At 62.3% G+C, this 23,905-nt stretch carries 26 protein-coding genes; 9 read left to right on the top strand and 17 right to left on the bottom strand.

Annotation, left to right across the window (positions count from 1 at the left end; all coding sequences use genetic code 11):
- Positions 1-45 precede the first annotated feature (45 nt).
- From AC1D1J_RS15245 to AC1D1J_RS15230, 4 genes are all read right to left on the bottom strand, one after another.
- Entirely contained in the window at positions 46-2,775 is a 2,730-nt protein-coding gene (locus AC1D1J_RS15245; protein ID WP_477695123.1) for a polysaccharide deacetylase family protein, read from the bottom strand.
- Positions 2,776-3,022: 247 nt separating this feature from the next.
- On the bottom strand, positions 3,023-3,964 hold the full coding sequence (locus AC1D1J_RS15240; protein ID WP_477695365.1) for a reverse transcriptase family protein: 942 nt from the start codon (positions 3,962-3,964) through the stop codon (positions 3,023-3,025).
- Between the two features lie 106 nt (positions 3,965-4,070).
- Positions 4,071-4,379, bottom strand: a complete 309-nt coding sequence (locus AC1D1J_RS15235; protein WP_477695122.1) for a helix-turn-helix transcriptional regulator — start codon at positions 4,377-4,379, stop codon at positions 4,071-4,073.
- Between the two features lie 40 nt (positions 4,380-4,419).
- Positions 4,420-4,614, bottom strand: a complete 195-nt coding sequence (locus AC1D1J_RS15230; RefSeq protein WP_477695121.1) for a hypothetical protein — start codon at positions 4,612-4,614, stop codon at positions 4,420-4,422.
- Between the two features lie 536 nt (positions 4,615-5,150).
- On the opposite strand from AC1D1J_RS15230, the gene AC1D1J_RS15225 reads away from it, so the two are divergent.
- Positions 5,151-5,576 carry a YybH family protein gene (locus AC1D1J_RS15225; protein ID WP_477695120.1) on the top strand — a complete coding sequence of 142 codons (426 nt, stop codon included), beginning with the start codon at positions 5,151-5,153 and terminating at the stop codon, positions 5,574-5,576.
- Here AC1D1J_RS15225 and AC1D1J_RS15220 read toward each other — a convergent pair.
- Positions 5,573-5,770: a hypothetical protein gene (locus tag AC1D1J_RS15220; RefSeq protein ID WP_477695119.1), complete on the bottom strand. Its 198-nt coding sequence runs from the start codon at positions 5,768-5,770 to the stop codon at positions 5,573-5,575. The genes AC1D1J_RS15225 and AC1D1J_RS15220 overlap by 4 nt on opposite strands.
- Between AC1D1J_RS15220 and AC1D1J_RS15215 the strand changes: the two genes are divergently transcribed.
- Positions 5,769-6,146 carry a nuclear transport factor 2 family protein gene (locus AC1D1J_RS15215; RefSeq protein WP_477670550.1) on the top strand — a complete coding sequence of 126 codons (378 nt, stop codon included), beginning with the start codon at positions 5,769-5,771 and terminating at the stop codon, positions 6,144-6,146. The genes AC1D1J_RS15220 and AC1D1J_RS15215 overlap by 2 nt on opposite strands.
- A 28-nt stretch (positions 6,147-6,174) precedes the next feature.
- Here the strand turns inward: AC1D1J_RS15215 and AC1D1J_RS15210 are convergent, their stop codons facing one another.
- The 4 genes from AC1D1J_RS15210 to AC1D1J_RS15195 all read right to left on the bottom strand — a co-directional run bounded on the left by AC1D1J_RS15210 (position 6,175) and on the right by AC1D1J_RS15195 (position 8,281).
- On the bottom strand, positions 6,175-6,561 hold the full coding sequence (locus AC1D1J_RS15210) for an Hsp20/alpha crystallin family protein (RefSeq protein ID WP_477695364.1): 387 nt from the start codon (positions 6,559-6,561) through the stop codon (positions 6,175-6,177).
- A gap of 112 nt (positions 6,562-6,673) precedes the next feature.
- Complete coding sequence (locus AC1D1J_RS15205; RefSeq protein ID WP_477695118.1) at positions 6,674-7,111, bottom strand: Hsp20/alpha crystallin family protein; 438 nt, start codon at positions 7,109-7,111, stop codon at positions 6,674-6,676.
- Between the two features lie 287 nt (positions 7,112-7,398).
- Positions 7,399-7,644: a GlsB/YeaQ/YmgE family stress response membrane protein gene (locus tag AC1D1J_RS15200; protein ID WP_457282025.1), complete on the bottom strand. Its 246-nt coding sequence runs from the start codon at positions 7,642-7,644 to the stop codon at positions 7,399-7,401.
- A 61-nt stretch (positions 7,645-7,705) separates the two neighbouring features.
- Positions 7,706-8,281, bottom strand: a complete 576-nt coding sequence (locus tag AC1D1J_RS15195) for a DUF4142 domain-containing protein (RefSeq protein ID WP_477695117.1) — start codon at positions 8,279-8,281, stop codon at positions 7,706-7,708.
- A 305-nt stretch (positions 8,282-8,586) separates the two neighbouring features.
- Between AC1D1J_RS15195 and AC1D1J_RS15190 the strand changes: the two genes are divergently transcribed.
- From AC1D1J_RS15190 to AC1D1J_RS15165, 6 genes are all read left to right on the top strand, one after another.
- Positions 8,587-9,219, top strand: a complete 633-nt coding sequence (locus AC1D1J_RS15190) for a helix-turn-helix transcriptional regulator (protein WP_477648756.1) — start codon at positions 8,587-8,589, stop codon at positions 9,217-9,219.
- 205 nt (positions 9,220-9,424) lie between these two features.
- The gene (locus AC1D1J_RS15185) at positions 9,425-10,123 is read left to right on the top strand and encodes a zinc ribbon domain-containing protein (RefSeq protein ID WP_477695116.1); all 699 of its coding nucleotides are present in this window, start codon (positions 9,425-9,427) and stop codon (positions 10,121-10,123) included.
- Between the two features lie 48 nt (positions 10,124-10,171).
- Positions 10,172-11,218 (top strand): hypothetical protein, encoded by a 1,047-nt coding sequence (locus AC1D1J_RS15180; RefSeq protein ID WP_477695115.1) that lies wholly within the window; start codon positions 10,172-10,174, stop codon positions 11,216-11,218.
- A gap of 48 nt (positions 11,219-11,266) precedes the next feature.
- Complete coding sequence (locus AC1D1J_RS15175; RefSeq protein ID WP_477695114.1) at positions 11,267-12,412, top strand: transporter substrate-binding and LysM peptidoglycan-binding domain-containing protein; 1,146 nt, start codon at positions 11,267-11,269, stop codon at positions 12,410-12,412.
- Positions 12,413-12,677: 265 nt separating this feature from the next.
- On the top strand, positions 12,678-14,777 hold the full coding sequence (locus AC1D1J_RS15170) for a D-(-)-3-hydroxybutyrate oligomer hydrolase (protein ID WP_477695113.1): 2,100 nt from the start codon (positions 12,678-12,680) through the stop codon (positions 14,775-14,777).
- Positions 14,778-14,975: 198 nt separating this feature from the next.
- Positions 14,976-15,170 (top strand): CsbD family protein, encoded by a 195-nt coding sequence (locus AC1D1J_RS15165; protein WP_477695112.1) that lies wholly within the window; start codon positions 14,976-14,978, stop codon positions 15,168-15,170.
- 123 nt (positions 15,171-15,293) lie between these two features.
- On the opposite strand, the gene AC1D1J_RS15160 is transcribed toward AC1D1J_RS15165, so the two are convergent.
- The 6 genes from AC1D1J_RS15160 to AC1D1J_RS15135 form a co-directional block, all read right to left on the bottom strand.
- Complete coding sequence (locus AC1D1J_RS15160; RefSeq protein ID WP_477695363.1) at positions 15,294-16,502, bottom strand: NnrS family protein; 1,209 nt, start codon at positions 16,500-16,502, stop codon at positions 15,294-15,296.
- Between the two features lie 74 nt (positions 16,503-16,576).
- A complete protein-coding gene (locus tag AC1D1J_RS15155; protein WP_477695111.1) occupies positions 16,577-17,044 on the bottom strand; it encodes an RrF2 family transcriptional regulator in 468 nt (155 codons plus the stop codon).
- 14 nt (positions 17,045-17,058) lie between these two features.
- Entirely contained in the window at positions 17,059-19,335 is a 2,277-nt protein-coding gene (locus AC1D1J_RS15150; RefSeq protein ID WP_477695110.1) for a nitric-oxide reductase large subunit, read from the bottom strand.
- 40 nt (positions 19,336-19,375) lie between these two features.
- A complete protein-coding gene (locus AC1D1J_RS15145) occupies positions 19,376-19,663 on the bottom strand; it encodes a DUF2249 domain-containing protein (protein ID WP_477687575.1) in 288 nt (95 codons plus the stop codon).
- A gap of 300 nt (positions 19,664-19,963) precedes the next feature.
- On the bottom strand, positions 19,964-20,368 hold the full coding sequence (locus AC1D1J_RS15140) for a response regulator (protein WP_457282037.1): 405 nt from the start codon (positions 20,366-20,368) through the stop codon (positions 19,964-19,966).
- A gap of 170 nt (positions 20,369-20,538) precedes the next feature.
- Entirely contained in the window at positions 20,539-21,015 is a 477-nt protein-coding gene (locus tag AC1D1J_RS15135) for an FKBP-type peptidyl-prolyl cis-trans isomerase (protein WP_457282038.1), read from the bottom strand.
- Positions 21,016-21,236: 221 nt separating this feature from the next.
- Here AC1D1J_RS15135 and ypfH point away from each other — a divergent pair, with 221 nt between their 5' ends.
- Complete coding sequence (gene ypfH / locus AC1D1J_RS15130) at positions 21,237-21,884, top strand: esterase (RefSeq protein WP_457282039.1); 648 nt, start codon at positions 21,237-21,239, stop codon at positions 21,882-21,884.
- 429 nt (positions 21,885-22,313) lie between these two features.
- Here the strand turns inward: ypfH and AC1D1J_RS15125 are convergent, their stop codons facing one another.
- Together AC1D1J_RS15125 and AC1D1J_RS15120 are read right to left on the bottom strand one after the other, a co-directional pair.
- Positions 22,314-22,979, bottom strand: coding sequence for an SPOR domain-containing protein (locus tag AC1D1J_RS15125; protein ID WP_477695109.1), 666 nt, complete (start codon positions 22,977-22,979; stop codon positions 22,314-22,316).
- Positions 22,973-23,890 carry a biotin--[acetyl-CoA-carboxylase] ligase gene (locus AC1D1J_RS15120; protein WP_477695108.1) on the bottom strand — a complete coding sequence of 306 codons (918 nt, stop codon included), beginning with the start codon at positions 23,888-23,890 and terminating at the stop codon, positions 22,973-22,975. The genes AC1D1J_RS15125 and AC1D1J_RS15120 overlap by 7 nt, the downstream gene beginning before the upstream one ends.
- Positions 23,891-23,905 lie beyond the last annotated feature (15 nt).

Here is a 23,905-nt window from a genome sequence, read left to right as displayed (position 1 = left end):
TATCGCCAAATCGCCCCAGGCTGCTCCAGCCTGCTTCAAGCGGCTTCAGGCCTTCTCAAGCTCCTGCTTCGCATGCGCTGCACCCGGCCCGTTGGGCGTCAGCTCCAGGTAATTGCGAAAGGCTTTCTTCGCTTTCTCGCCATCGCCTGCCCGCGCATGGGCGTCGCCCAGGTTCAGGTAGGCAATCGCACGCGAAGGGTCCATCTTCACGGTGTTCTCAAACCAGCGCGCCGCTTCCTTGAACTTGTCTTGCTTGAAATACACGAACCCCAGGTTGTTGGCAGCCAGTGCAAAGTCGGGGCGCAGCTTCAGCGCCTCGGTGAACTGGGCCTCGGCCTCGGCATACAGCTTTTCTTTGTAGAGCTGCAGGCCGCGGTCATTGGCGCGCTGGGCCAGCTGCCGTGCCGAGCTGGGCACGGCCAGCGGCGTGGTGATTTTTTGTTCACCGCCTTGCAGGTCTTTCACCACCACGGTTGCCGTGGGCGGTGCCGTCACCGGTGCATCGCTGCCGGCTGTGGGCGCCGCAGCAGGCGGGCGTGTGGCGTCCAGCTTGCTGTTCAGCGCAATCGCATCGCCAGACAGCTGGCTTGTCTGCGCGCTCAAAAACTCGGCCTCTGCCGGCAGCGCAAACACAAAGTCGCCGCCTTCCGAGCCCGGCAGGCTGCCAAAGGCCGGCGTTTGCCGCGACACTGACGCCACGGCCGGCGCCACATAGGCGGCCAGCTCGGTGGCCGTGATCAGCCCGTCGCCGTTCAGGTCGGCCTTGCCGCCCATGGCTTGCAGCAGCGTCCAGGTAAACACCGAATGCCCGTTCGGCCCGCCGTCGGCCACCAGCTGGTCGGCGCCGCCGGCCGTCAGCATCTGCCGGCCCAGGCGCTTGGCGTTGTCGCGCAGAAAGTTGCCAGAGCCCGCGCCGCGCGTCAGGCCCAGCCCGCTGTAGCAGGCGTCCATCACAAACAGCACATGCTTGGCCGTCAGGCTTTCGGCAATGTTCTGCAGCTCCGTCATCGGCACCGCGTCCGTCGCGATCTTGTTCGGGTCTGAGTCTGCCGGAATGATGTAGCCCAAATCGCGGCCCGAGCTCAGCTGCCGTGTGGCGCCGTGCCCGGCAAAGAACACGAACAGCCGGTCGTTCTTTTTCATGCCGCTGTGCGCCAGCTTGTCATGAAAGGCGGCCAATATGCCGGTGCGCGTGGCCTCACGGTTTTCCAATGAGATCACATGGTCGGCGGCAAAGCCAAAGCGCTGGATCAGTGTTTCACGAATGGCACGCGCGTCGCGCACCGCGTACTGCAGCTTGGGCCAGCTGGCGTAGTCGTCAATGCCAATCACAATGGCCCACGAGTCGCTGTAGCCCGGGTTGGTGGCCTGCGGGGCGGGTGCCACGCCAGCGCCCTTGGCCACGGTAAAGCCACTGCCGTCCCAGCTCGCAAACTGGTAGCCGTCGGCCACCAGGCGCTCCAGAATGGCCGGCAGCGCCTTCACCGTGCGCTCATGAATGTCATGAAACAGCACAATGCCGCGGCCTTCTTTTTCTACCGACTTCAGCACGCGTTCCACAATCGAGCTGGGCACCGGGTCGGCCCAGTCGAGCGAGTCAATGTTCCACATGACAGAGCGCAGGTGCGCGGCCGACAGCACGTCCAACCCTTCGTCATTGCGCGCGCCATACGGAAAGCGAAAAAGCGGCGAACGCCGCGCATCCACCGCTTTGAGCAATTCATCAGTGCCCAGCATTTCTGATTTAAGGCCCGCGCCATTGAGCTTGGAAAGCTGCGCATGCGTCATGCTGTGGTTGGCCAGCGTATGGCCGGCTTCCAGCAGCTTGCGGCTGATGTCTGCACGCGGCCCCAGCTTGGTTTTGCCGTCAGCCGCCACCGTGCCCAGGTTGCTGCCCACCTGAAAGAAAATGCCCGGCGCGCCGTACTGCTTCAGGATGGCCGCAATCTCATTGGTGTAAACGCCGTGCGGGCCGTCGTCAAACGTCAGCACGATGGTCTTGGGCGGCAGGCTGTAGCCAAACACCTCGCCCTCTTCTTCGTCTTTGCTTTTGCGCGTGGTGGGCTTGGGCAACGCGTAAGGCATCACCACGCCAAAGTCTTTCAGAATCTGCTCACGTGTGTAGCGCTTCTTCAGGCTAGCTACGTAATCTTCCCAGCGCTCACGCTTCAGCTCAATCGCCCGCGGCTCAAAGCGGCCGAACACCAGGCGAATTTCTTTTTCGTAGTTGCGCTCAATCTCCACCAGCGCGTCCAGGTCTTCACCAATGCGCTTGTGCAGCTTGATGGCCGGGAGCGACGAATCAGCCGCCACACTGGCCTGCAGGCTGCGCAGCAGTTCCCGAAAAGCCAGCCGGTCAGCGTCAAAGAGGCCCTTGTCGCTTTCCACATAGTCCAGGATGCCCGCTATCGCATCAAAGCGCTGCGCACTGCCAGAAGCCACCAGCGCCGCCAGCTGCGCCTCAATCTCGGCCACCCGCGCACGGTTGTCATGAAAGAGCCCCTGCCCCACCTGGTTGGCCATGGCTCGCTCGCCCGCCCCCAGCTTTTTCTCATCGGCAAACAGCACAATGATTTTTCGGTAGCTGGCCAGCAGGTCCTGCATGCCCGTCAGGATTTTGCTGGTGTCGAGTGGCGTGGCGACCAGAGCGGTGGCAGGCGGTGGTGCGTCTTTCTTGCTGCGGTCAGAGTCAAGGGTAATGACGATGGCGGTGGCCACTACCAGTAACAGGGTTCCTCCGGCTGCGGCGAGGGCGATCTTGGTCTTTTTGTTCATGGGTTGTTTTTATTCGGCCCGGGGCTGGGCTTTTTCTGAATCTACCATCTGAGGCGTATCCATTGACTCGGATAGCCGGTAGCTGACGCAGTGCGTATTGCGTGGACCACCACGGGGCCTGAAGGTGTTGGGGCGTGCGCGCCAAGCGCTTGGTCCACAGGCGGGAGACAGTGTTAGGACATTGGTCTGGGGAGAAATCAGCTACTAAGAAGGCGATGAAGGAAGCCCAATTAGTTGAAACGATTTATCAGAACGAAGGTGAGTCGGATAAATCAAATCCGGCCACACGTACGCCTTCAGCCGTAATTGGAATGTCGGAGACCGTTATCGCCGGAGCGCCCAGTCGAAATTTCGTGAGAGATTCTCGAGATTTTGTGGCCAGACTGCGATAACGACTGTCCAGATATGCTGCCTCACCTAGAAGCCCACCAAGTTTCTCCATGAGAGCGATTTTTTTCACTCTATCTGCTTCACCATTAATGGCCTCTTGAATTTTTCGCGCTTTATGGAAACGTGAATTGGGGACGGTGACTTTCCCACTCAGGATCACCACACCGGTGATATGTTTCGCGGAGGTAGCGCCAAACTTTTTCGTCTTGGTCGGGTGCAGAGTGTGACCATATCGCCGAACCAAGGAGGCGACCATACTGTCGAAGCGCCTAGGAATTTTTGGTCCGGAAAATGTTAAGTCATCGACGTAACAAGTGAACACCAATCCATGCCTCTGTGCCAATGCGTTCAAGTCATCAAACATCGGCTTATTCGCATAAATTGATATCAGAGGACTCAATGGACTACCGGTAGGAAGGCAGGCATACGTCCCTGCACGCTTCACGCAAATTAACCGAGCGAGGAGCCCCGCGATATCGTGCGCACACAGCATCTGTTCCGCAAAAAAACGGAAAACAGCCGACTCAGATGTCGAGGGGTAAAACTTGCGCAAATCAAATGTTGCCGCTACGACGCCATTCTTATGTGCGTCAGCATTGGAACGATATGAGCGACCTTTGACTGCAGCGTGTGCATACTGAGGAGGGACGCATCGCCTAAGTAGGTCGTGAATACGATCATGCAATGGCCTAAGTGCCTCCGCAGGGGTTTGCACCTCTCGCTCATTTTTCACCTTCCCCGTAAAAGGGCAGGTTTCCTCGGGAAGGGGGAACTCTCGATATTTACGTGTGGACGCCATCCCCATCAACGCAGGGACGCTTACATGCAAAAGACCCGCTAGCCGCGCTTTAGACTGGACCTTGTACAGAGCACATTGCGTGATGTCATACAAAGCCTTGCGCACTTTAAGCTCCGGCTACAGAGCGCTTCGAAGTCTTCGAAACCCAACCAAGCAATGCAACGACTTTACGAGCAACGCTGAGGCGGACTTTATCCGTAACTTTTGACTTCTCAAGATTTTCTGAAAAGAACAAAAGCGAGGACACAGGAATTTCAAATCGCTGCGAATATTTACTCAGTAATTCCAGCGTAGGTGCTTTTTTACCAGACTCGATTTCTGACAAGTACGAGTTGGATATTGCCAGCTCGTAAGAAAGTTGAGTCTGCGTGAGATCGTGATAAACACGAATCAGCCTAAGAGCTTCGTTAAGCATGACGACTCCAATAAGTGATAAAGGTAGGGTAAGTTTTAGATTAAGACAGGTCGTTCCACCATTCCACTACGTCCTCAACGAATTTCAGCACTCGGCCAAAACCGCCTACAAACATCAACATGGCCTGGAGAAGGGACAGCAGACTTGGGCGCTTCGGGCACCGTTCGACATTTGTCGCCTCCAACTCATCCTTCTTCTTCAACGAACGCAACTCAGCGGATTTATCGCTTGTCATAGAGAAACTCCTATATAAAGGTCGACCTGGGCAGGATTGCCTAGATCTCTCGCACAACCTTTACATGACAAACAGAGTGAACTGCATTATTTCCCCGGCCTAAAGCACCGGTTTGGCTCTCTCGCCAAACCGGACTATCCCGCACTGCGTGAAGAGACATCGACCAGTGACGGATGACGGGCTCGACCTGCAGCTTGGGAGAGATTAGAAGCTTTCGCCCCCACAGGAACTAGTCCCACAAATCGCGAGATTTGAATCTCTTACCGCTGGGGCTATTGTAGAACGACTTAATTCGCCATGTCAACAAAAATATTCGCTGTGAGCGAATATTTCTCCGCGATCAGTAATTGCTGGCCGACAAGACCTTGTCGCGGGAATTTCAAGGTGAATTATGGTGAGAGGCGCGTGAAGTGCCGCACTTTGTGCAGAGCGAGCGTCGCCAACGCAGTGCGACTTCTCCGCCTTCCCTCTTATCCCTTGTCCTACGCTACAGCCCACACGTCGGGGCCTACCTTGTCCTTTTAAGGAGAGACAAGATGAGCAAACAGCAGCAGGATTTCAAAACCTTGATGAAAGAGCGGCAGCACGTCGCAGCCGCGTATGTCAGTGGTGACGCAGCACCACTGGGGCGTGTTGTGGCGCAGGAATCACCGGCCACCTTTATGAGCCCGGGCGGCGGGGTGGTGCGGGGCACGCAGGAAGTGTGGTCGCGCTACCAGCAGGATGCCGGCCGGTTTGAGTCGGGCAGCACGACCCAGCTGGAGATTCTTGACATGGCGGCGGGCGATACCGTTGCCTTCTGGACGGGCATTCAAAAAGCGCAGGCCCGCATGAAGGGTGAGCCTGAGCCTGTGGCGAACAAGCTCCGGGTAACCGAGGTGTACAGGCGCGAAGGTGATGCCTGGAAGCTGGTGCACAGGCATGCGGACCCATTGGTCGACGTCGCCAAGCGCCCAGGCTAGCGCTGGGTTTTCTTCTTCTTCCTCTGAAACTCGAATGATCCTGGCCCGTTGTCAGGATGGCCGTTGCTGTCTGCAGCAAATGGCGCGGCATGCAACACTTGCGCTTTGCCGTAGAACCATGGCTGCGATGAAACGGCCATGAGACCAATGCGCATCAACAGCCGTGAATCAAACAACAAGCCAAGGAAACCCATGCCCACGCCTGAAACCGTAGACCGCTTTGTTGCCCGCGTTGAACAGAACGCGCACACCGAAGCGATTGAAGAGTTCTACACGCCCGACGCCACCATGCAGGAAAACCAGCAGCCGCCGCGCCGTGGGCGCGACAAGCTGGTGGAAGGTGAAGCGAAAGTGATGGCGCGCGTGAAGTCGGTCACGTCAACCTGCGTGCGGCCGGTGTTCATCAGTGGTGACAAGGTCGTCATTCGCTGGGTGTTCAATTTTGTGTGGGCCGACGGCAGCACCATGCGCATGGAAGAGCTGGCTTACCAGCGCTGGGAAGGCGAGCGCATTGCCGAAGAAACGTTTTTCTACGACCCTGCGCAGCGCACGCCGGTGCCGGCCAAGTAAGCAGGCCGGCGCGGCCGTGCGGAGGCGATCAGGCTGCCTTGATTTCGATGCGCCGGGGCTGTGCGTGCTGCGCCTTGGGTATGCGCAGCTTCAGCACGCCGTTGGCCAGCTCGGCGCTGACTTTCTCGGTGTCTAGCTCCTTGCTGAGTGTGAACACGCGGTGAAAGCGGCCCAGCCCCACTTCGGTGTGGGTTGACTGCAAACCTTCGGGCGCAGACAGGGCTGACTCGGCGTCAATCGTCAGCGTGTCGGCCTCTACCTGCAGGTGCAGCTTGTCGCGCGGCACGCCGGGTAGGTCGGCATACAGCGTAATGCCGGTGCTGTCTTCCACCACATCGACGGGTGGCGTCAGTGCGCCATTGGCGTAGCGCGATGCGTCTTTTTGCGCCACCTCGCCCGCCTGGCTGGTTTGCATGCTGCGGCCGGAGGCGCCGCCGTTGTTGGCACTTCCATTGCCGCTGCTGCGTGCGGCGCCGCTGTTGCCGCCGGTTTGTTGGGTGTTTGCGTAGTTCATGGTTTGCCTCCTTTCACTGGATGGTGATGCGACGCGGCTGGGCCGATGCGCGCCGCCGGATGGTGATGTGCACCAGGCCGTCCTTGAAGCTGGCGTTCACGGCCTCGGGGTCGGCATCGTCGGGCAGGGTGAGCACGCGGCGGAAACTGCCGGCAAAGCGCTCATTGATGTGCAGGGTCGATTGCGCGCCCGCTTCGGGCAGTTCGGTTTTGCGCTCACCGGCAATGGTGAGCAGGCCGCGCTCCAGGCTGACGTCGAGCGACTTCGGGTCAATGCCCGGCGCAAAGGCATACACCTCTACGGTTTGCGGCGTGCCGCCAATGTTCAGAGCGGGAAAGCTGCTGCGGCCAAAGCCGCGAATGCTGGGAAACAGATCGAAGGCCTGCTGCACGTCGCGCTGCAGGCGATCGAGTTCGGCGAACATGTCGCGCGGAAATAACGATCGGTACATGGCGAAAACCTCCATTCGGGTTGAACATCAGTGCGCTGGAAAACCGCCCAAAAAAGCGGTTCCCGGCGCCCGGGAAGAGGATGTAGGAATTGCCAAAAAAATTTCAAGAGTGAATGTGCGCGCGTCAATCGCAGGCGCGGCGGGCCTGCAAAAGGGCGGCCCAGGCAGCGGCGCGGCGGTCAGGTTTAAAACTTTTTTCGCAAGACACCCGCGAGTGAGCCGCACAGCACAACGCCCCGGTGCACGTGAATGCACCGGGGCGTCTGGCTGGCGTTTTTACGGCCTGCTCAGCGCTTGGCGATCAGGCGGTAACCCAGCAGCAGCACGATGGAGCCAAGCACGGCGGCGATGAAGCCGGCCGTTTCGCCTTGCTGGTACCAGCCCATGGCCGCGCCCAGGTAGGTGGCAAGGAAAGAGCCCGCAATACCGATGAGCACGGTGATGATGAAGCCGCCAGGGTCGCGGCCGGGCATCAGGAACTTGGCGACAAAGCCGATGATGAAGCCGATGATGATGGTCCAGATAATTGACATAGCGTCTTCCTAAAAAAAATGGGGAAACCCGGGGCGCGGGCAACAGCCCGCGATGACTGGCTTACTTGGTCGGTACTACGGCCTTGGCCATTTCCAGGTGGGCTTCCACCTTGGGCAGCATCTTGCCGGCCAGCGCCTTCAGGTCGGCGTCTTTGGCGTCCTTCTGGATCTTGTTCAGCAGCTTGATGGTGGCTTCATGGTCGCCCACACCGGCGCGCTTGGCGTATTCCGTGTCAAACAGGTTGCCCGACAAAGCCTTGAGTGCGGTGGCCTTGGTTTTGGCCATCACGCCCGGGCCGTCGGGCAGGGTCACACCTTTGGCGCGGGCCAGTGCTTGCACTTCGGCCAGCGCGCTGTTGTGGTCGTCAATCATTTGCTGCGCAAATTTTTTGATCTCGGCATTCTGTGATTTTTCCAGCGCCATCTTGCCGCTTTCGATCTCGGCGATGTTGGCCTGGGCCAGGTCGTCCAGCATGCCCTTGTCGGCACGGGCCAGCTTGCCGGCATCTGCCGCTGTTGATGTGCCTGCGGTGGTGCTGGTCTGGGCCGCGGCGGGCAGGGCAGCCAGTGCCAGGGCAGAAGCGGCCACGGCAGCCAGCGCCACGCTGCTGAGTTTGAATTTTGATCGGTTCAACATGAGGGCCTCCTTTGAAGGGGTGGTTGTTGATGGGTTGATTCGGTATGGGGGAACAGACGCCGCGAAGATAGGAATTAGCAAGCCAGCAAGCCGCGGCAGATAGCGTTGTACTTTCGCTGCTGTGGCGGCCGTGCGGTGCAGGAGGCCGGGCAGGCTCTGTGTAGGAATTTGCTTGCGCGTGGTGTCCGGCTGCCGCGCACGGGCGCCGGCCTTTTGTTCAACAAATGCCGCGTGGTGCGATACGATGGCCGCCTGGACAATTTGTCTGAAATTTGAATCGGCTGACTTGCCGGAGGCCACGCACCATGAAAAAACCCAGCAACACGCCCAGCAACAAACATTTGCTCGCCGAGCTGAAAAACATTGCCGAAGGCTTGGGCAAAACGTTTGCGCCGTTCTGCGAAGTGGTGGTGCATGACCTGACGCACCCGAAGAACGCGATCCTGGCAATTGAAAACAACCTGAGCGGCCGCCGCCTGGGCCAGCCTGCTACCGAGCTGGGCCTGGCGCGTATTCAGGACCCGGACTACCCCGCGGTGATCGCCAACTACGCCAACCAGTTTGCCGACGGCCGCAAGGTCAAGAGCACGTCGGTAGGCATTCGCAATGAAGAAGGCGAGTATGTGGCGGCGATCTGCCTGAACGTAGACCTGACGCTGTTCAACGGCTTCCAGGCGGCGATGTCGCAGTTCACCGCCATTGAAAGCAGCGCCGTCACCGAAACGCTGGACGCCGCCAATGCCGACCGCATACAGCAGTGCATTGACGAATTTGCCGCGGCCCGCGCCACCACCTCACGCTCGCTCAAGCCGGCAGACCGCAAGCAGCTGGTGCAAGACCTCAAGAAAGCCGGCTACCTGGAAATCCGCCGCGGCGCCGAGATTGCCGCCGCGCACATGGGCGTTTCGCGCGCCACGGTGTACAGCGACGCGAAGTAAGTAAAAAGTAAAGCAGGGAAGGTGGGCGGGGTGTCTGGGAAATCAGACATTGTGTCCGGCTGAAAGGGGCTCGTACCCTTGGTTTTGGGGAAGAAACCAGGTGCTGCTATATAGTCATCAACGACTAATGGCCGCGAGACGCGCCTGCGCCTGGAAAACAGCCGCAAGTGAGCCGAAAAAATTGTTACCGAGGAGTGAGGGAACCATGACAGACAACACAACGCCACCCGAGGGCGGATCCGGCTTTTTTGGAAAACTCCGGGACGTCTTGTTTGAGCCTGAACCCGCGCCCGGCGCGCCTGCCTCTGCGGACAAATCGGCCATCACGGCGCCAGCTCCCTTGCCATCGGCCGCGGCCAATGTGGCGGCTGCCAAAGCCAAAAACCCGATGGTGGACCGCATGATGGAAGTCGTGATGGAAAAAACCACGGCCTATACGGCGCTGGTAGAGGCCGTCACGCCGCTGGAGGCCTTCATTCCTGACGAGGCGTCGCGCTACAAGGCCGCATTCGGCATTGTGGGCAAGACGCGGACGGTGGACCAGATCGTCCAGTCCATCGACATGCAGCATCTTCCCGCGCTTGAAGCGGAGTCCCAGCGCTTTCATGGCCAGGCCAAAAACCAGCAGGACCTGCAGATCAATGCGCGAATCCGGGAGATAGATTCCCTGCGTGCTTCGGTCGCCAAGGTAGATGAAGAGCGCGCACGCCTGCAGGAGAGGCTGGGGCAGATCCAGCAGGAAGTGGAGACCGCCCACAAAAAAATCGCCGGATTCGAAAGAGAAATCGCGGCCAAGCGCGCGGAGATCGTTGAAGTCAACATCCGGTTTGAAAGCGCTCTGGCCGTGGTCAAGGCCCAGCTGGTGGAAGCCAGGGCAAAAGTCGTGCGCTACCTCGGCGCCTGAATCGCTGAACATTCCCGATCCGTATACGCAGAATCAAAGGACAGAACTGTGAACCTCATTCCACAGAATTTCAAACCCAAATCGTTCTGGGAGCGCCCGGAAGGCGTGACCGGCCAGATCGTGGGCGTCAGCCTGATCGCCGGCGCCGGTTTCCTGCTTTACAAGGCGCTGCCCTACATCATCACGCTGCTGCAAAACACCATCTATGCCGCATTGCTGGGCGTTGTGGTGGTGGTGCTCGGCTTCATCATTACCGACAAGCGTTTCTGGCGCCTCGGCAAGTACATGTACATGAGCCTGATGCGCAAGATCACGCAAGTGTTCGTGGAGATCGATCCCATCGGCATCATGAAAAATTATGTGGAAGAGCTGCAGGACAAGCTCGCCAACATGAACACCCGCATCGCCAAGCTTTCCGGGATGATTCGCCAGTGCAAGGAAGAGATTGCCAACAACAACAAGTCGCGCGACGGATCCCTGCGGCTGATGAGCGAGGCGAAAAAGCAGAACAAGACGATGGACGCGGCGCTGGCTTCGCGTGAAGTGGGGCGCATGAACGACGCCAACCTGACCTACCAGGACCTGCTGGCCAAACTGGAACTGCTGTACCGCGTGCTCGCCAAGTACCAGGAGGTGTCGAACTTCCTCATTAAAGACATGCAAAGCGAGATCAAGGTCAAGGAGCGCAAGAAGGAAATGATGGACAACGCCCATTCGGCCATCAAGTCTGCGCAGGCCATCATCAACGGCGACCCCGACACACGCGCCATGTTCGACATGGCCAACGAATACCTGGCGGCCGACTATGCGATGAAGATCGGCGAGATCGAGGATTTCGCCCGCATGTCCGATAGTTTCATGCGCTCCGTCGACCTGCAAAATGGTGTGTACGAAGGCGATGCGATGCAGATGCTGGCCGAGTGGGAAAAGAATGCCGAGTCGCTGGTGCTGGGCGATTCAAAGCGCCTCCTGATCGAGAACAACCCGTCGCCCGGCCTGCCGGTGAACATCGTCAGCAGCCCGCAGGGTGTACCCGTTGAGGCGGGCGCTGACGGGGTGGACTGGTTCCAGAAAAACGCAGCAGACAAAAAATAAGCTTCAACAAGACTTCCGAAACCAGAAAACGCAAAGCGGACTAAAGCCATGGCCCTCAAACCTATTCCCCGATTGATCCTGATTGTTGCCGTCGTCGGCGGCGCCGTGTATGGCGGCATGAAATACCTCGATTCGCGCGCCCCTGCCAGCATGAGCGGCAACCCCGGCGCAGGGGCCAATCCGGCCCCGCCCGCCGACGCGCCCGCGCCCAAGGCGGCGGCTGTCGCTCCGGCCGCGGGCGGCGGGGCAACCTTCCAGAGCATCGTGGACAAGGGCACTGTGCGCGTCAGCGTGCAGTCGCCGGCCAAGCCCTTTTATTACGTTGAAAACGGCAAGCCGCAGGGGTTTAACTACGAATTCCTGAAGGTGCTGTTTTCCCAAAGCGAGTTCACGCCCAAGGGCGGGCAAATCAACATCGACACCGACCATATCGTGGACACCTACCCCGACGTGCCGGCTGCGCTGCTCAAGAACGACAACCGGGGCAATTCAACGGTGGACATCGCCATCGACGGCCTCACCTTTACGGATGAAGACCTGCCCGGCGTGGTGTATTCCATTCCGTATGTCGAGGACTTCGGCTACGCCCTCATTACACCGAAGGTGTCCTCTATCCGGAGCGTTGAAGACCTCAACGGCCTGACCGTCGGCATCCTCAAGGGTGACCCGGACGTCAAGGCGTATGTGTCGCGCCAGTTCCCGAAGGCGCGTCTGATCGAGCTGAGCGACGAATCTGTCAATGGCGAGCGCAACTGGATCAACAACTTCATCAAAAAGGGCCAGGTAGATGCGGTGATTTACGACTACCCCTTCGGAGTGGCCGAAATCCGCGGGACGGACCTGCAGTTCGCGGTGTCCAAGCTCCCGGGTTCCAACATCAAGTACAAGATAGGTGTGCGCAAGGCAGACAGCCAGCTGCTTGAAAACATCAACATCGCCATTCGCAAGGCCAAAGTGCTGCCCGAGTACGGCGAACTGGTGAAGAAATACTTCACGAGCACCAATCTGGCCAAGGTCAAGAACGCCGACAAGACCGAAACGGTCTATGTGGTGAAAGCGGGCGACACACTCTCGAAAATCGCCGCCGCCACGTTGGGAAGCAACATGCGCTTTGGCGAGATTGAGTCGCGCAACAACCTGCCCAACCCGAACCTGATTCACGTCGGCCAGAAGCTGGTGATTCCCAAGGGCTGAAGCACACGTTGAATCCCAATGCTGCAACCGGTTTGGCTTGTGGCTGAATCGCGGCGCATGGCGCCGCTTTTTTTTGGCCGTACGCTTTTCGCTGCGTCTATCCGCTGTGACAGCGGGGGCGACCAAGCCTTTGAGGCGGTCCAGGGCCAACGCGAGGTTGAGGCAAAACCCTTACAAGAAAAACCTTACAAATCCGACAATCCAAAACGCCCATACAGACGGCATTGCGCTGATGATGTTGTACGAATAACCCGAGGAGGACGACATGAAATTCACCCTGATCAAAACAACTGTGGCCCTGGCGGCAATGGCAGCGCTGGGCGGCTGCGCAAGCGGTGTGGGCGTGCAGCCCAATATCAAACCGGTCTGGCTGGGCGGCATCACCACCGGCGTGTATGACGGCGGCAACGACGACTTGCTGACTGCCGGCCTGGGCAAGAGCGGCCTGGCCGCAACGGCGCCGCTGCCCGTCGACCCCCTGAACCCGAGTGCGGCTGAGTTGCGCCGGATTGCCATCTACAACAACTACCGCGCCATCCTGGATATTTCCCCCGGCGGCGGCTACGGCACGCTGTACGGCCCCAATGTGGATGCCAAAGGCAACGTCACCGCCAGTGAAGGCAAGATCGCCGGTACCGAATACATCGCCTATTCAGACGACGGCAGCGGCCGGCAGAACGTCACGATGATGGTGCAGGTGCCGGCCAGCTTCAACCCGGCAAGCCCCTGCATCGTCACCGGCACCTCGAGCGGTTCGCGCGGTATCTACGGCGCCATTGGGTCGTCGGGTGAATGGGGTCTGAAAAACGGCTGCGCCGTGGCCTACACCGACAAGGGCACCGGCAGCGGCATGCACGACCTGCAGAACAACACGGTGCACCTGCAAAACGGCCTGCGCGCCGATGCAGTGGCGGCAGGCATGGCCTCCAACTTCACCGCCAACCTGACGCAGGCTGAACGCACAGCCTTCAACGCGGCCACGCCCAACCGCTTTGCCGTCAAGCATGCGCATTCGCAGCAGAACTCTGAAAAAGACTGGGGTCGCTACACGCTGCAGGCGGTGGAGTTTGCCTACTTCGTATTGAACGAGCGCTATGGCAAGCCTTCGCCGAACGGCGGCGGCCGCCTGAAGACGCTGAACCCGTCGAACACCATCGTGATCGCGTCCAGCGTGTCCAACGGCGCGGGTGCCGCGCTGGCCGCGGCCGAGCAGGACACGCAGGGGCTCATCAGCGGTGTGGCCGTGGGCGAGCCGCAGGTGCAGCTGGTGCCGGATGCGCGGCTGAGCGTGCGGCGCGGCAGCAGCACGCTGGCCGGCACCGGCAAGCCGCTGTACGACTACACCACGCTGGCCAACCTGCTGCAGCCTTGTGCCGCGCTGGCCTCTCCCGGCACCAACGTCTTCAACACCATCAACCCGGTCATCGCCGCGAGCCGCTGCAGTGCGCTCAAGGCCAACGGCATGGTCGCCGGCAACACCACCGCCGAGCAGGCGGGCAGCGCCATGGCCACGCTGGTGCAGGCAGGCTGGCAGCCCGAGGGCAACGACCTGCAGGCGTCGCACTATTCGTTTGCCACCCTGCCGGTGGCGCTGACGTATGCCAATGCCTACGGGCGTGCAGGCGTGCAGGACAACCTCTGCGGCTACAGCTTTGCCGCCACGGCCCCTGCCGCTTCGCCCACACCCAACCTGCCGGTGCCTGCGCCGGCGGGCCCTCTGGCCACGTCATTCGGCACCGGCAATGGCGTGCCGCCCACGGTGGGCGTGAACATCGTCAACAACGCCAGCCTGGGTGGCCCGATGCTGGACGCGGCTTCCATCTCTGCCGGCAACGTGCAGGACTACAACAGCGCCGGCGCCCTGTGCCTGCGCAACCTGGCCACGGGAAACACCCCCGACGCCCTGCGCGTGCGCGAAGGCATCCAGCAGGTGCTGCGCACCGCCAACCTGCAGGGCAAGCCCGCGCTGATCGTGCATGGCCGCTCTGACACGCTGGTGCCGGTGGCGTTCACCTCGCGCCCCTACTTTGGCCTGAACAAGATGGTGGAGGGTTCGCGCAGCAAGCTCTCGTACATCGAAGTCACCAACGCCCAGCACTTTGACGCCTTCCTGGGGTTTCCGGGCTACGGCCAGCGGCTGGTGCCGCTGCACCGCTATTTCATCCAGGCCATGGACATGATGTATGCCCACCTCAAAACCGGCGCACCGCTGCCGGGCAGCCAGGTGGTGCGCACTGTGCCGCGCGGCCTGAGTGGCACCACGCCCAACCCGATCACGCCCGCCAATGTGCCGCCCATCAAGCTGCAGGCGGATGCGCCGGACCGGATCACGTTCTCCAGCAATGTGGTGACGGTGGCTGATTGAGTGATGAAGGCGTACAGGCAAACAGGGACCGACATGCGTTTGGGTGCTTGGCCTACGCTGCGTTCCCGACAGCCCGGTATCTTGGTAACTGGCTGACGTGACACGACGAACGTTGGCCCGGGATACCCCTCGCGATGGCCTCGCAAGGGTCTCGCCAGGGTTTCCTGGACCTTCCCGTCGAATTCATCAGGAGTCATCATGAACAAGGATCAAGTCAAAGGCGCAGCCAAAGACGCAGCTGGCAAGGCACAGGAAGCTGCCGGCAAGCTCGTGGGCAGCAAGGACCAGCAAGCCAAGGGCTTGGTCAAACAGGTGGAAGGCTCTGTGCAGAAAAATTATGGTGATGCCAAGGAAGTCGTCAAGGACGTGACCAAGGGCAACCAGCGCTTCTGAGGCTTTTGAGCCTGCATGCCCGGCTTGCCGGGCAGCATGAACAGCGGCGCATTGGCGCCGCTTTTTTATGGGTGTTTGTTTTTCAGCTTTGGCGTGGCGGCGTAAGCCGACCCGGCCAGTCACCTAGCCGGGATGCCCGTCTGCACGCGCGCGGGTCAGGGCCGGCCAGTAGCCCAGGGCATACAGCGCGAAGCCGGCGGACCACAGCGCGGCAGAGACCAGCACGGCGTGCAGCGTCTCGGCCGGCGCGATGACCGGCACGAACACGCGCACCAGCGCCGAGGCGAGGACAAGCACATAGCAGGTGACTTCGGTGCGGCCCGCCTGGAGCGGCCGGCCGGTATGGCCGAGCGCGGTGCGGGTCATCATGCCGATGATGAGCCCGCCGATGGCGCCCACCGTCAATGCGTGGGTTGCCGCCGAAGGTGTGACCCAACCAGCCGCAGCCAGGCCGCGCAGCACCAGGTGCACCGGAATCCAGAAGTAGGCGGCATGCAGCACCCAGACCAGCGGTGTGTGCGTGGTCTTCCATGGTTGCCACAGTGCCCAGCGCGCAAGGTGTGTGGCCGCGCAAACACCGGCAAGCGCCGCCAGCGGCGCGCCCCGGATCTGCAGCGCATCGGCCAGCAGCAGCGCCAGCACCGAGCCCAGCGCGGCTTTCTCGAGCCAGGGGCGGCGGGTGGCGTTGGCGCCTGGCACGCCGTTGTTGGTGAACATGGGAATCACGCGGCCACCCATCACGGCCATGATGAAGAGCATCACGTCAAGCGCGGCCTGAATGCCGACCCAGCCGGGCAGCTGCATGAGCCCGAGCTGTGCAAGATGCACCGCCAGCACGGCCACCGCCATCAGCAACAGCAAGCCGATGAAAAAGTAGTTGCGGCGATTGCGCGCGGCGATGAAGGGAATCGCCAGCGCGACGGCCGCGGCCAGCGGAAACGCGACGTTGACCGCCGCCGCTGCCCAGCCGAAGGGCGTGAGCACAAGCACCCGCCCGGCAACCCAGAGCGCTGCCAGCGCGGCCAGGGGCAGGCCGGTGGGCGTGGGGCGGTTGGACCAGTTGCGCCCGGCCGTGAACAGGAAGCCCACCACCACGGCCAGCGTGAAGCCGAACAGCATTTCGTGTGCATGCCACATCGGACCCTGCAGGTAGGGCTGGCCCAGCCAGCCGGCGAACTGCAGCGCCCACAGGCCAATCGACAGCGCAGCGAACACGCTTGCCAGCAGGTAGAAGGGCCGAAAGCCGGTTTGCCAGAGCGCGATGCCTTGCGTTTGCGCCGATGGAACAGGAGCGCTTTTGGGCGGATTTTTGAACTGGATGGGCTGTGTCATGCGGGAATATTCCGTGGGTAGCGTGGTGTGCGGCGCGCTGTTGCTGACGCGCTTCGCGACAACAGGGACTGCGCTCATGAGGCGCGCCCGGCTGGCGAAGCGGGTGCCGTCCTGCTGGTGAAGAAGCTGGCGAGCGACTGACGGTTGCGAACGAGATCTGCCAGCGTGTAGCGGTCGAGCACGCCGTAAAAGGCATCGACCGCTTCGCCAAGCACGCCGCGCAGTCGGCAGATGCGGGTGATGGCGCAATGGCCGCCCGCCGCTTCAAAGCATTCGGCGGGCACGTCCGTTCCTTCGGTTGCGCGCACCACCTCGCCCACAACGATCAGCTCCGGCGCTTTCGCCAATGCCAGCCCGCCGCCCTTGCCGCGCACGTTGGCCAGCCAGCCGCTCTTGCCGAGAAAGTGCACAACCTTGGTCAGGTGGTGTTCGGACACGTCGAACGCGTTTGCAATTCCGGCGATGGTGGCGCGCCGCTCTGGCTGCGCCGCCAGGTAGATCAGCACGCGCAGGCTGTAGTCGGTGAAAGCCGTGAGTTTCATGGCGGCTTGCCGGGTCAGGGCTCCGCCGTTGCGGGTACCGCGGTCATGCCGGCCGGCTGCACGGCCGGGCGGCGCAGCAGGCGCGCGGCGTACCAGGCCAGGAAGCACGCGCCGATGGCAAACAGGATGTCGCCGGGTACGCGCATCCAGACCAGGGTTTCCATCACGCCCGAGTGGATGATCTCGGGCGAGCGGGCGTACCACAGGCCCTTGGTGACGCTGGCCCAGGCCTGGTAGATGCCGGCAGGCAGCAGCGACAGGAAGACCATCATCGCCAGGCCGATGTTCAGGCTCCAGAAGGCGGGCTTGAGCAGGTTGTCGGCATGCAGGTGGCGCGCATACAGGCCGCGCAGGCAGAACAGCATGAGGCCGATGCCCAGCATGCCGTAGACACCGAACAGCGCGGCATGGCCGTGGGCCGCCGTCATGTTCAGCCCCTGCACGTAGTACAGCGAGGCCGGCGGATTGATGGCAAAGCCCAGCAGGCCGGCGCCCACGGTGTTCCAGAAACCGACTGCCACAAAACACATCACGGGCCATTGGTAGGTGGCGAGCCACGGCATGGCTTTGGAGCGCCGGTAAGTCTGCAGGGCTTCCAGGCCGATCAGGGTCAGCGGCACCACTTCGAGCGCCGAGAACACCGCGCCGACGGCGATGACCGAGATCGGCGTGCCGGTGAAATACAGGTGGTGCAGGGTGCCCAGGATGCCGCCGAACAGGAAGATGATGGTCTCGGCGATGATGGCGCGGTTGGCGCTTTCCGCGCGCACCAAGCCCAGCTTGGTGAAGATCAGCGCGACGACGGCGGTGGCGAACACTTCAAAGAAGCCTTCGACCCAAAGGTGGACCAGCCACCAGCGCCAGTACTCGATCATCGAATAGTGGGTGTGCTGGCCCCAGGTGAGTGACGAGGCATAGAAGCCACCTATGCACATGGCCGACAGGAACACCATGGCGATCATGCCGCGCGTTTCCGAAGGTTTGACCAGCGCCGGCCACAGCGCGCGGCCCAGCAGGAATACCCAGAACAGCAGGCCCACGAACAGCAGCAGCTGCCAGACACGGCCCATGCTGGTGAACTCCAGGCCCTGGTTGCCGATCCAGAAACTGAAGTCGACGCCGCGATGCTGCAGCGTGCCCAGCCAGCCGGTGGCCGTGGAGCCGACCACGATCGCGATCAATGCCCAGAACAGCACATCAACACCGAGCTTTTGCAGTTTGGGCTCGCGGCCCGACAGCAGCGGCGCGATGTAAAGGCCCGTGGCCAGCCAGGCGGTGGCGATCCAGAAGATGCCCACTTGCGTGTGCACCGTGCGGCTGACCACATAGGGCAGCACCTGCGCAAGCGGCAGGCCGAAGAAGGACGACCCTTCAACCGCGTAATGCGCGGTGACCACGCCCATGCCGATCTGCAGCAGCATCAGGCCGATCACGGCAAAGAAGTACTTGCGCGTGGCCTTCATCGAAGGTGTGGCAACGGCGCCCAGCAAAGGGTCGGCCTGGGGCGGCTGCGCCTCGGGCCCATGCCGCTGGCTTCCGTGCAGCCACAGCATGGCGGCGATGCAGGCCAGCAGCAGCACGATGCTGACCATCGACCAGATGGCGGCCGAGTTGGTCATGGTGTTGCCCACCAGCGGCTCATGCGGCCAGTTGCTGGTGTACGAGAGGTTCTCTTCTCCCGGGCGGTCGGTAACGGCAGCCCAGGACGTCCAGAAGAAGAATGCCGCGAGCGCCTGGCGGTCGGCCGCGTCGGGCAGCGCGCCTTCGCTCATGGCGTACTGCTCGCGCAAGGCGTCCAGGCTGGCGTCGTGGCCGAACAGGCCTTCGTAGTGGCGCGCCACCTCGCGAATGGCTTGCGCCCGCGCGGGCGTGACGGTGACGGCGCCGCTGGCCGCGTCGTAGGTATTGCGGCGCATTTCTTCCTTGAGCGCCGCTGCGATTGCGCCGCGGTCTGAGGCCGTGAGCGCGGCGGGCGCCTTGCGAAGCTCCTGCGTGCGCAGGGCCTGCAGGGCCAAAGCTTCCCGGTGCAGCCAGTCGGCAGACCAGTCCGGCGCCACATAGGCGCCGTGGCCCCAGACACTGCCTTGCTGCTGGCCGCCGCTGGCCAGCCAGGCGCGCTGCCCTCTTTGCACCTGCTCGCCCGTGAAAAGCACGTCGCCTGTGGTGCTGACGACGGCGTTGGGGATGGGTGGTGCGGTCAGGTAGATCTGCCAGCCGAGGTAGCCGAGCGCCCCGAAGGACAGGACGAATACGAAGCCGAGCCAGCGCCACAGCATGTTGTTGTTTTTCATCGGGTTTCCTTGGGAAGTCTTGAGTGGGAATGCGTGGAAGTCAGCCACCACCGCAGGCGCCGCAGCACTGCCGGCCGCCCTGTGCAGGTGCAAGCCGGGTGATGGCGACGCGCCAGGTGTCGGGCCCCTGCTCCAGGTAGTCCCAGGAGAATCTGCCGGGCAGGTCCATCATGAACCGGGCATGCAAGGGCTTCGGGTTGTGGTCGTTGATCAACTCCATGGCCTGGCCGGTGCCGAGTTGGTCGAATGTCGAGAAGACCAGCGGATGGCGCTCGCTGGGCGCAAGCTCGCGGAGATCGACCCTGGTGTGGGAAGCGGTGTGTGTCATGGGGACTCTTTCAAAGGAATCGCGAATGGTCTTCATAAGATGCATTCGAGATACACCTATGGTTAGCCATCGGTCCCTGGGCGCTGTTGATCCAGATCAAACGGAGCCGCTGCAGGCAGCACTTTTCTGGTTTTGCCGCAGAAGCCGGCGTGGAGTGCGGGCGCGGCGATGCAGCGCGCCCAGGCGGGCGTTCACATCAGGGCCTGCCGGGCAGCGAGAGTCGCGGCATGGCGCCGCTTTTGTGTGTGGGCTTGTTTTAGCGGGCGCCTGAGCAGAACGCCTGCCGCTTGAAAGTGGGGATTACTGGGGCAGCAGCGGGGCCGTACCGCCCAGGCTGGCCGCATGGGCCTGGCAATAGAGCACCAGCTTTTCCACGTCCTGCGATTTGTCGAACACCTCGTCGGCGCCGAGCTCGCGGCAGTAGTGCAGGATGTTTTCCTGGTTGTGGCTGGTCAGCACCACGACCTTCTGGCGGGAGCTGCGGTGCTGGCAGTCTTTCAGCACGCCAAAGCCGGAGCCTTCGGCGAGAAAGAGGTCGACGATTGCAAGGTCCCAGTCATCGTGGTGGGAACCCAGCCACTGGCGGGCGCTGGACTCGGAATCGGCGTGGCCGACGAAACGCAGGGGTGCGATTTCTTCCATGGCCTCAACCAGTGTTTTGCGTATGTCCGGCTTGTCTTCGACAAGAAACGCGTTGATGACCATGGGTACCTCTGAAGTTAATCCATGAAGTTAGCGATCATCCTGCGCCGGGGCTGTGGTCGTGCATCACCGGGGGATGTAGGCTCAATCCCACTGTAGTTCAGCGGGCCCCCCAGAGCGGTAACGGTACGTAACGCTAACGGCTTAATCGCCGAACGGTCACGTTGCGCAGATTAATGGTGGTGGCCGTGCTCGCCGTGCACATGGCGGTGGGCAATTTCTTCTTCCGAAGCAGCGCGCACGTCGGTCACTTTCAGGGTGAAACGCAGGGCCTTGCCGGCCAGCGGGTGGTTGCCGTCCAGCAGGACGGTGTCGCCCTTGATCTTGGTGACGTTGAAGACATGCTCGCGGCCGTCGTCGCCCCGGCCTTCGAGCTGGCCGCCCACTTTGACCCCGGGCGGAAACTGCGTGCGCGGGATGGTGCGCACCAGGCTTTCGTCGCGCAGGCCGAAGGCGTCCGCCGGCTCCAGCGCCAGCACGGTCTGGAAGCCCTTTTCCTGGCCGTCCAGCGCTTCTTCGATTTTGGGCAGGGTGTTGCCGTAGCCGCCGTGCAGGTAAACCATGGGGGCGCTGCTTTGCTCAACCAGCTTGCCCTGGGCGTCTGCCACCTTGTAGCTAAGGGTAACGGCGGTGTTTTTTCCGATTTTCATGGTGTTTTTCCAGATCTCTGGTGCGTGAAAAACGCTGATTCTCGCCGACCCGGGCCAAAATTGTCCGGACGGCCGGAACGGGAGGCTGTTGTCGCGGGGCCGCCCGGCTGATGTTGAAAGCCGGCGTGGAGGCCCCAGATGCGTTTTTCCCCCCCGCCTTCCCGCCTGCTTCCGCCTGCTTTTGCCTGCTTTTGCCTGTTTTTTGATCACGACGCCCTGCCATGAACCCCATCGACACCGAAACCATTGAACTGCTTCCAGCCACCGCCGTACCGCGGCAGCTGTTTGTGCTGCTGCACGACGCGGGCGGCACGGCGGCCGACATGCTCGAGCTGGGCAACCTGCTGGGCGGCGCATTTCCCGAGGCGGCGGTGCTGATCCCGGAAGGCCTTTCGGGCCCGCATGCCGATGCGGCAGGCGCTACCGCGGCGGGCAAAGACGACGCCGCTGCGCTGGCAGCGCGCGTGGAGGTTCTGGCGGCCTTTGTCCGTGCACAGCAGCAGCGCTTTGAGATCCTGCAGTCGGACACCGCGCTGGCCGGCTTTGGCGCCGGTGCCAGCCTGGCGCTGGCCCTGAGCGATGCGCACGACGGCCTGGCCGGCCGCCTGCTGGCCTTCGGCGGCGGCTACCAGATCTGGCCGGCAAAAGCGCCCGCACTGACTACCTTGCATCTGCTGCACGGGCAAAACGACGACGTGGTGCCGCTGGCACGCACGCGCGGCGACTTCGACCACCTGATGGAACTGGGCGCCGACGCCACCCTGGACGTGGCCGCCAGGCTGGGCCACGAACTGCACCCCGCGCTGATGGACCAGGCCGTGACGCGTCTGCAGACCTGCGTGCCGCTGCGGCACTGGAAAGCAGTGTAGAGAATCACCCCCGTCCAGGCTCACTGCGTGTAGCCTGTTCCCCCCTCGAGGGGGGCGGTGAAACTGGTACACCCCTGTCCAAGCTCACTGCGTGTAGCTCGTTCCCCCCTCGAGGGGGCGGCGCCTGCGGCCCGGCAAAGCCGGTTCCGCGGCCCCTGCTGGCTTGGGTGTGGCGGCTCAGGTATTTCTCAAGAAAATAGTGCCGAGAGCCAAGCGGGACGGGCGCAAGCAGCTCCTAAATCAATAGCAACTGGGTGCGCACCGGATACGGAACCTTCGACAGGCTCGGGATGATCGGATATGAAGCGTGTAACCGCGGCGAGCTCTTAAGCCAGCATGAGCCGCGGAACCGGCTTTGCCGGGCCGCAGGCGGGCGGCCCCCTCGGGGGGCAGGGAGCTACACGAAGTGAGCGACCGTGGGGGTCTTATCTAGCAAGCCCGTAAGGGCTTGCCCGCCAACTGCGGCTTGAGCAACTCCAGTTTGGCCATGAGCGGCGCATCGACGGCCGGGAGTCTGAGCAGCTGGCCGCGTATTTCAGGCTGCTCCTGCACCACTTTGGCGGTGCGTACGCCGCGCGTGGCGACCTTGGCCAGTTCACGCTCGGCATCGGCCTGGGAGCTGAAGTGGCCGAGCGAGAGGCCCGGTCCCAGCGAGGAGTTGACGAGGGGCTCAAACGACACGCCCATGCCGCGCAGCTCGCTGCGCTTTTTGGCCAGCGCGTCCTCGTTGGTGTATTTGCCCATGTAGACGATCCAGCGGCCCGGCTCCGAGCTGTTCTCGAGCGACCAGCTGCCGATGGGCAGGCCGGCCTCCAGTCCGAAGCGCAGGGCGATGGTCTGCTCGGGGGTGAAAAGGCCGGCTTGCAGGCATTCAGGGGCGGGTGGCGGCGCTGCAGCGGCGGTGCTGGCGCTTTCCAGCTGGCCGGCATCGGTGGCGCTCAGAAGGCGCATCGCCTTGGGCCGGATCTGCTGCGCCAGGCGCTGGGGTTCGGCCTGCACGACAGGTGCAAAACCGTAGTCGGCCAGCAGGCCTTGCGTCCAGGCGAAGTAGCCTGCGTTGGCCAGGACCAGCGCCAGCACCAGCAGCCTCAGCATGGGTCCGCGCCCTTCGCTGGCTGCGCTGCCACGGGCCGTACGCTGACTTCGGAGCTGGTGATTTGTTTCATGCCAGCCGCAGTATGCACCAGCAGCGCGCCGTTTTCGCCCACGCCGTGGGCTGTGCCTTCCAGGCCGTTCTGGCCGTCGGACAGCTGCACGGCCCGGCCTGCCAGAACGTCGCGTGCCGCAAAACGCGCCTGGAAAGGCGCAAAGCCAAAGCGCTCAAATGCCTGCATCGCCTGCACCAGCGGCGGCACGATGCGCAGCAAGGTGGCGGGTGCGTCCAGCGCCGGCAGCAGTGTCTGCAAGCCTCCCGGCGGAATGCCGGGCATGGCGGATGCGTCAGCCGCAACGGGGATGTCCACCGCGCGGATGTTGATGCCGATGCCGACCACCACGTAACGGATGCCTTCCCAGCTGGCGGTTTCCACCAGGATGCCGGCCAGCTTGCGGTCGCCTTCGGGGGTGGATAGCCAGAGGTCGTTGGGCCATTTCAGGCCGATACGGGGTTTGGCGGCCTGGCCGGAGGCGCTGCCGGCGAACGGCTCGAGGCTTTCGGCCACGCTGATGCCGGCCACCAGGGAGAGGCCGGACCAGTCGGCGGGCGCCAGCGGCAGGCCCAGCGAAAACGTGAGGCTGTCGCCGCGGCGGCTTTGCCACTGGCGGCCCAGCCGGCCGCGCCCGGCGGTTTGCTGCTCGGCCACCAGCAGCAGGGGCTCGGGCCGGGGGGCGATGCCGGGGCTGCCGCCGCTACCGGAGGGGCTGCCGCGAAAACGCCGCATCAGCTCGGTGTTGCTCGAATCAATCTCGGGCAGGACTTCCACCGTGAACCCCGGCAAGGACGGCGCCAGGGCCTCCCAGAGAGCTTCGGCGGGCCAGCGGATGGGGGATGTAAGGGGAGTGCTCATGAGAAGGTTGCTGCC

This window comes from Polaromonas sp. P1_F8 (assembly GCF_056405635.1).
Note: the sequence above shows the minus strand (reverse complement) of the source record. Positions and strands in the feature narration are given on the sequence as shown.

Bases quoted from the DNA above. Each gene is read 5' to 3' on its own strand.
- AC1D1J_RS15190 (WP_477648756.1), top strand. From the start codon at position 8,587: ATGAAAAAACCCAGCAACACGCCCAGCAACAAACATTTGCTCGCCGAG.
- AC1D1J_RS15155 (WP_477695111.1), bottom strand. From the start codon at position 17,044: ATGAAACTCACGGCTTTCACCGACTACAGCCTGCGCGTGCTGATCTAC.
- AC1D1J_RS15175 (WP_477695114.1), top strand. From the start codon at position 11,267: ATGGCCCTCAAACCTATTCCCCGATTGATCCTGATTGTTGCCGTCGTC.
- AC1D1J_RS15215 (WP_477670550.1), top strand. From the start codon at position 5,769: ATGCCCACGCCTGAAACCGTAGACCGCTTTGTTGCCCGCGTTGAACAG.
- AC1D1J_RS15220 (WP_477695119.1), bottom strand. From the start codon at position 5,770: ATGGGTTTCCTTGGCTTGTTGTTTGATTCACGGCTGTTGATGCGCATT.
- AC1D1J_RS15150 (WP_477695110.1), bottom strand. From the start codon at position 19,335: ATGAAAAACAACAACATGCTGTGGCGCTGGCTCGGCTTCGTATTCGTC.
- AC1D1J_RS15185 (WP_477695116.1), top strand. From the start codon at position 9,425: ATGACAGACAACACAACGCCACCCGAGGGCGGATCCGGCTTTTTTGGA.
- AC1D1J_RS15160 (WP_477695363.1), bottom strand. From the start codon at position 16,502: ATGACACAGCCCATCCAGTTCAAAAATCCGCCCAAAAGCGCTCCTGTT.
- AC1D1J_RS15230 (WP_477695121.1), bottom strand. From the start codon at position 4,614: ATGACAAGCGATAAATCCGCTGAGTTGCGTTCGTTGAAGAAGAAGGAT.
- AC1D1J_RS15170 (WP_477695113.1), top strand. From the start codon at position 12,678: ATGAAATTCACCCTGATCAAAACAACTGTGGCCCTGGCGGCAATGGCA.
- AC1D1J_RS15125 (WP_477695109.1), bottom strand. From the start codon at position 22,979: ATGCTGAGGCTGCTGGTGCTGGCGCTGGTCCTGGCCAACGCAGGCTAC.
- AC1D1J_RS15210 (WP_477695364.1), bottom strand. From the start codon at position 6,561: ATGCAAACCAGCCAGGCGGGCGAGGTGGCGCAAAAAGACGCATCGCGC.
- AC1D1J_RS15200 (WP_457282025.1), bottom strand. From the start codon at position 7,644: ATGTCAATTATCTGGACCATCATCATCGGCTTCATCATCGGCTTTGTC.
- AC1D1J_RS15165 (WP_477695112.1), top strand. From the start codon at position 14,976: ATGAACAAGGATCAAGTCAAAGGCGCAGCCAAAGACGCAGCTGGCAAG.
- AC1D1J_RS15140 (WP_457282037.1), bottom strand. From the start codon at position 20,368: ATGGTCATCAACGCGTTTCTTGTCGAAGACAAGCCGGACATACGCAAA.
- AC1D1J_RS15195 (WP_477695117.1), bottom strand. From the start codon at position 8,281: ATGTTGAACCGATCAAAATTCAAACTCAGCAGCGTGGCGCTGGCTGCC.
- AC1D1J_RS15145 (WP_477687575.1), bottom strand. From the start codon at position 19,663: ATGACACACACCGCTTCCCACACCAGGGTCGATCTCCGCGAGCTTGCG.
- AC1D1J_RS15225 (WP_477695120.1), top strand. From the start codon at position 5,151: ATGAGCAAACAGCAGCAGGATTTCAAAACCTTGATGAAAGAGCGGCAG.
- AC1D1J_RS15135 (WP_457282038.1), bottom strand. From the start codon at position 21,015: ATGAAAATCGGAAAAAACACCGCCGTTACCCTTAGCTACAAGGTGGCA.
- AC1D1J_RS15245 (WP_477695123.1), bottom strand. From the start codon at position 2,775: ATGAACAAAAAGACCAAGATCGCCCTCGCCGCAGCCGGAGGAACCCTG.
- AC1D1J_RS15240 (WP_477695365.1), bottom strand. From the start codon at position 3,964: ATGGCGTCCACACGTAAATATCGAGAGTTCCCCCTTCCCGAGGAAACC.
- AC1D1J_RS15205 (WP_477695118.1), bottom strand. From the start codon at position 7,111: ATGTACCGATCGTTATTTCCGCGCGACATGTTCGCCGAACTCGATCGC.
- AC1D1J_RS15120 (WP_477695108.1), bottom strand. From the start codon at position 23,890: ATGAGCACTCCCCTTACATCCCCCATCCGCTGGCCCGCCGAAGCTCTC.
- AC1D1J_RS15235 (WP_477695122.1), bottom strand. From the start codon at position 4,379: ATGCTTAACGAAGCTCTTAGGCTGATTCGTGTTTATCACGATCTCACG.
- ypfH (WP_457282039.1), top strand. From the start codon at position 21,237: ATGAACCCCATCGACACCGAAACCATTGAACTGCTTCCAGCCACCGCC.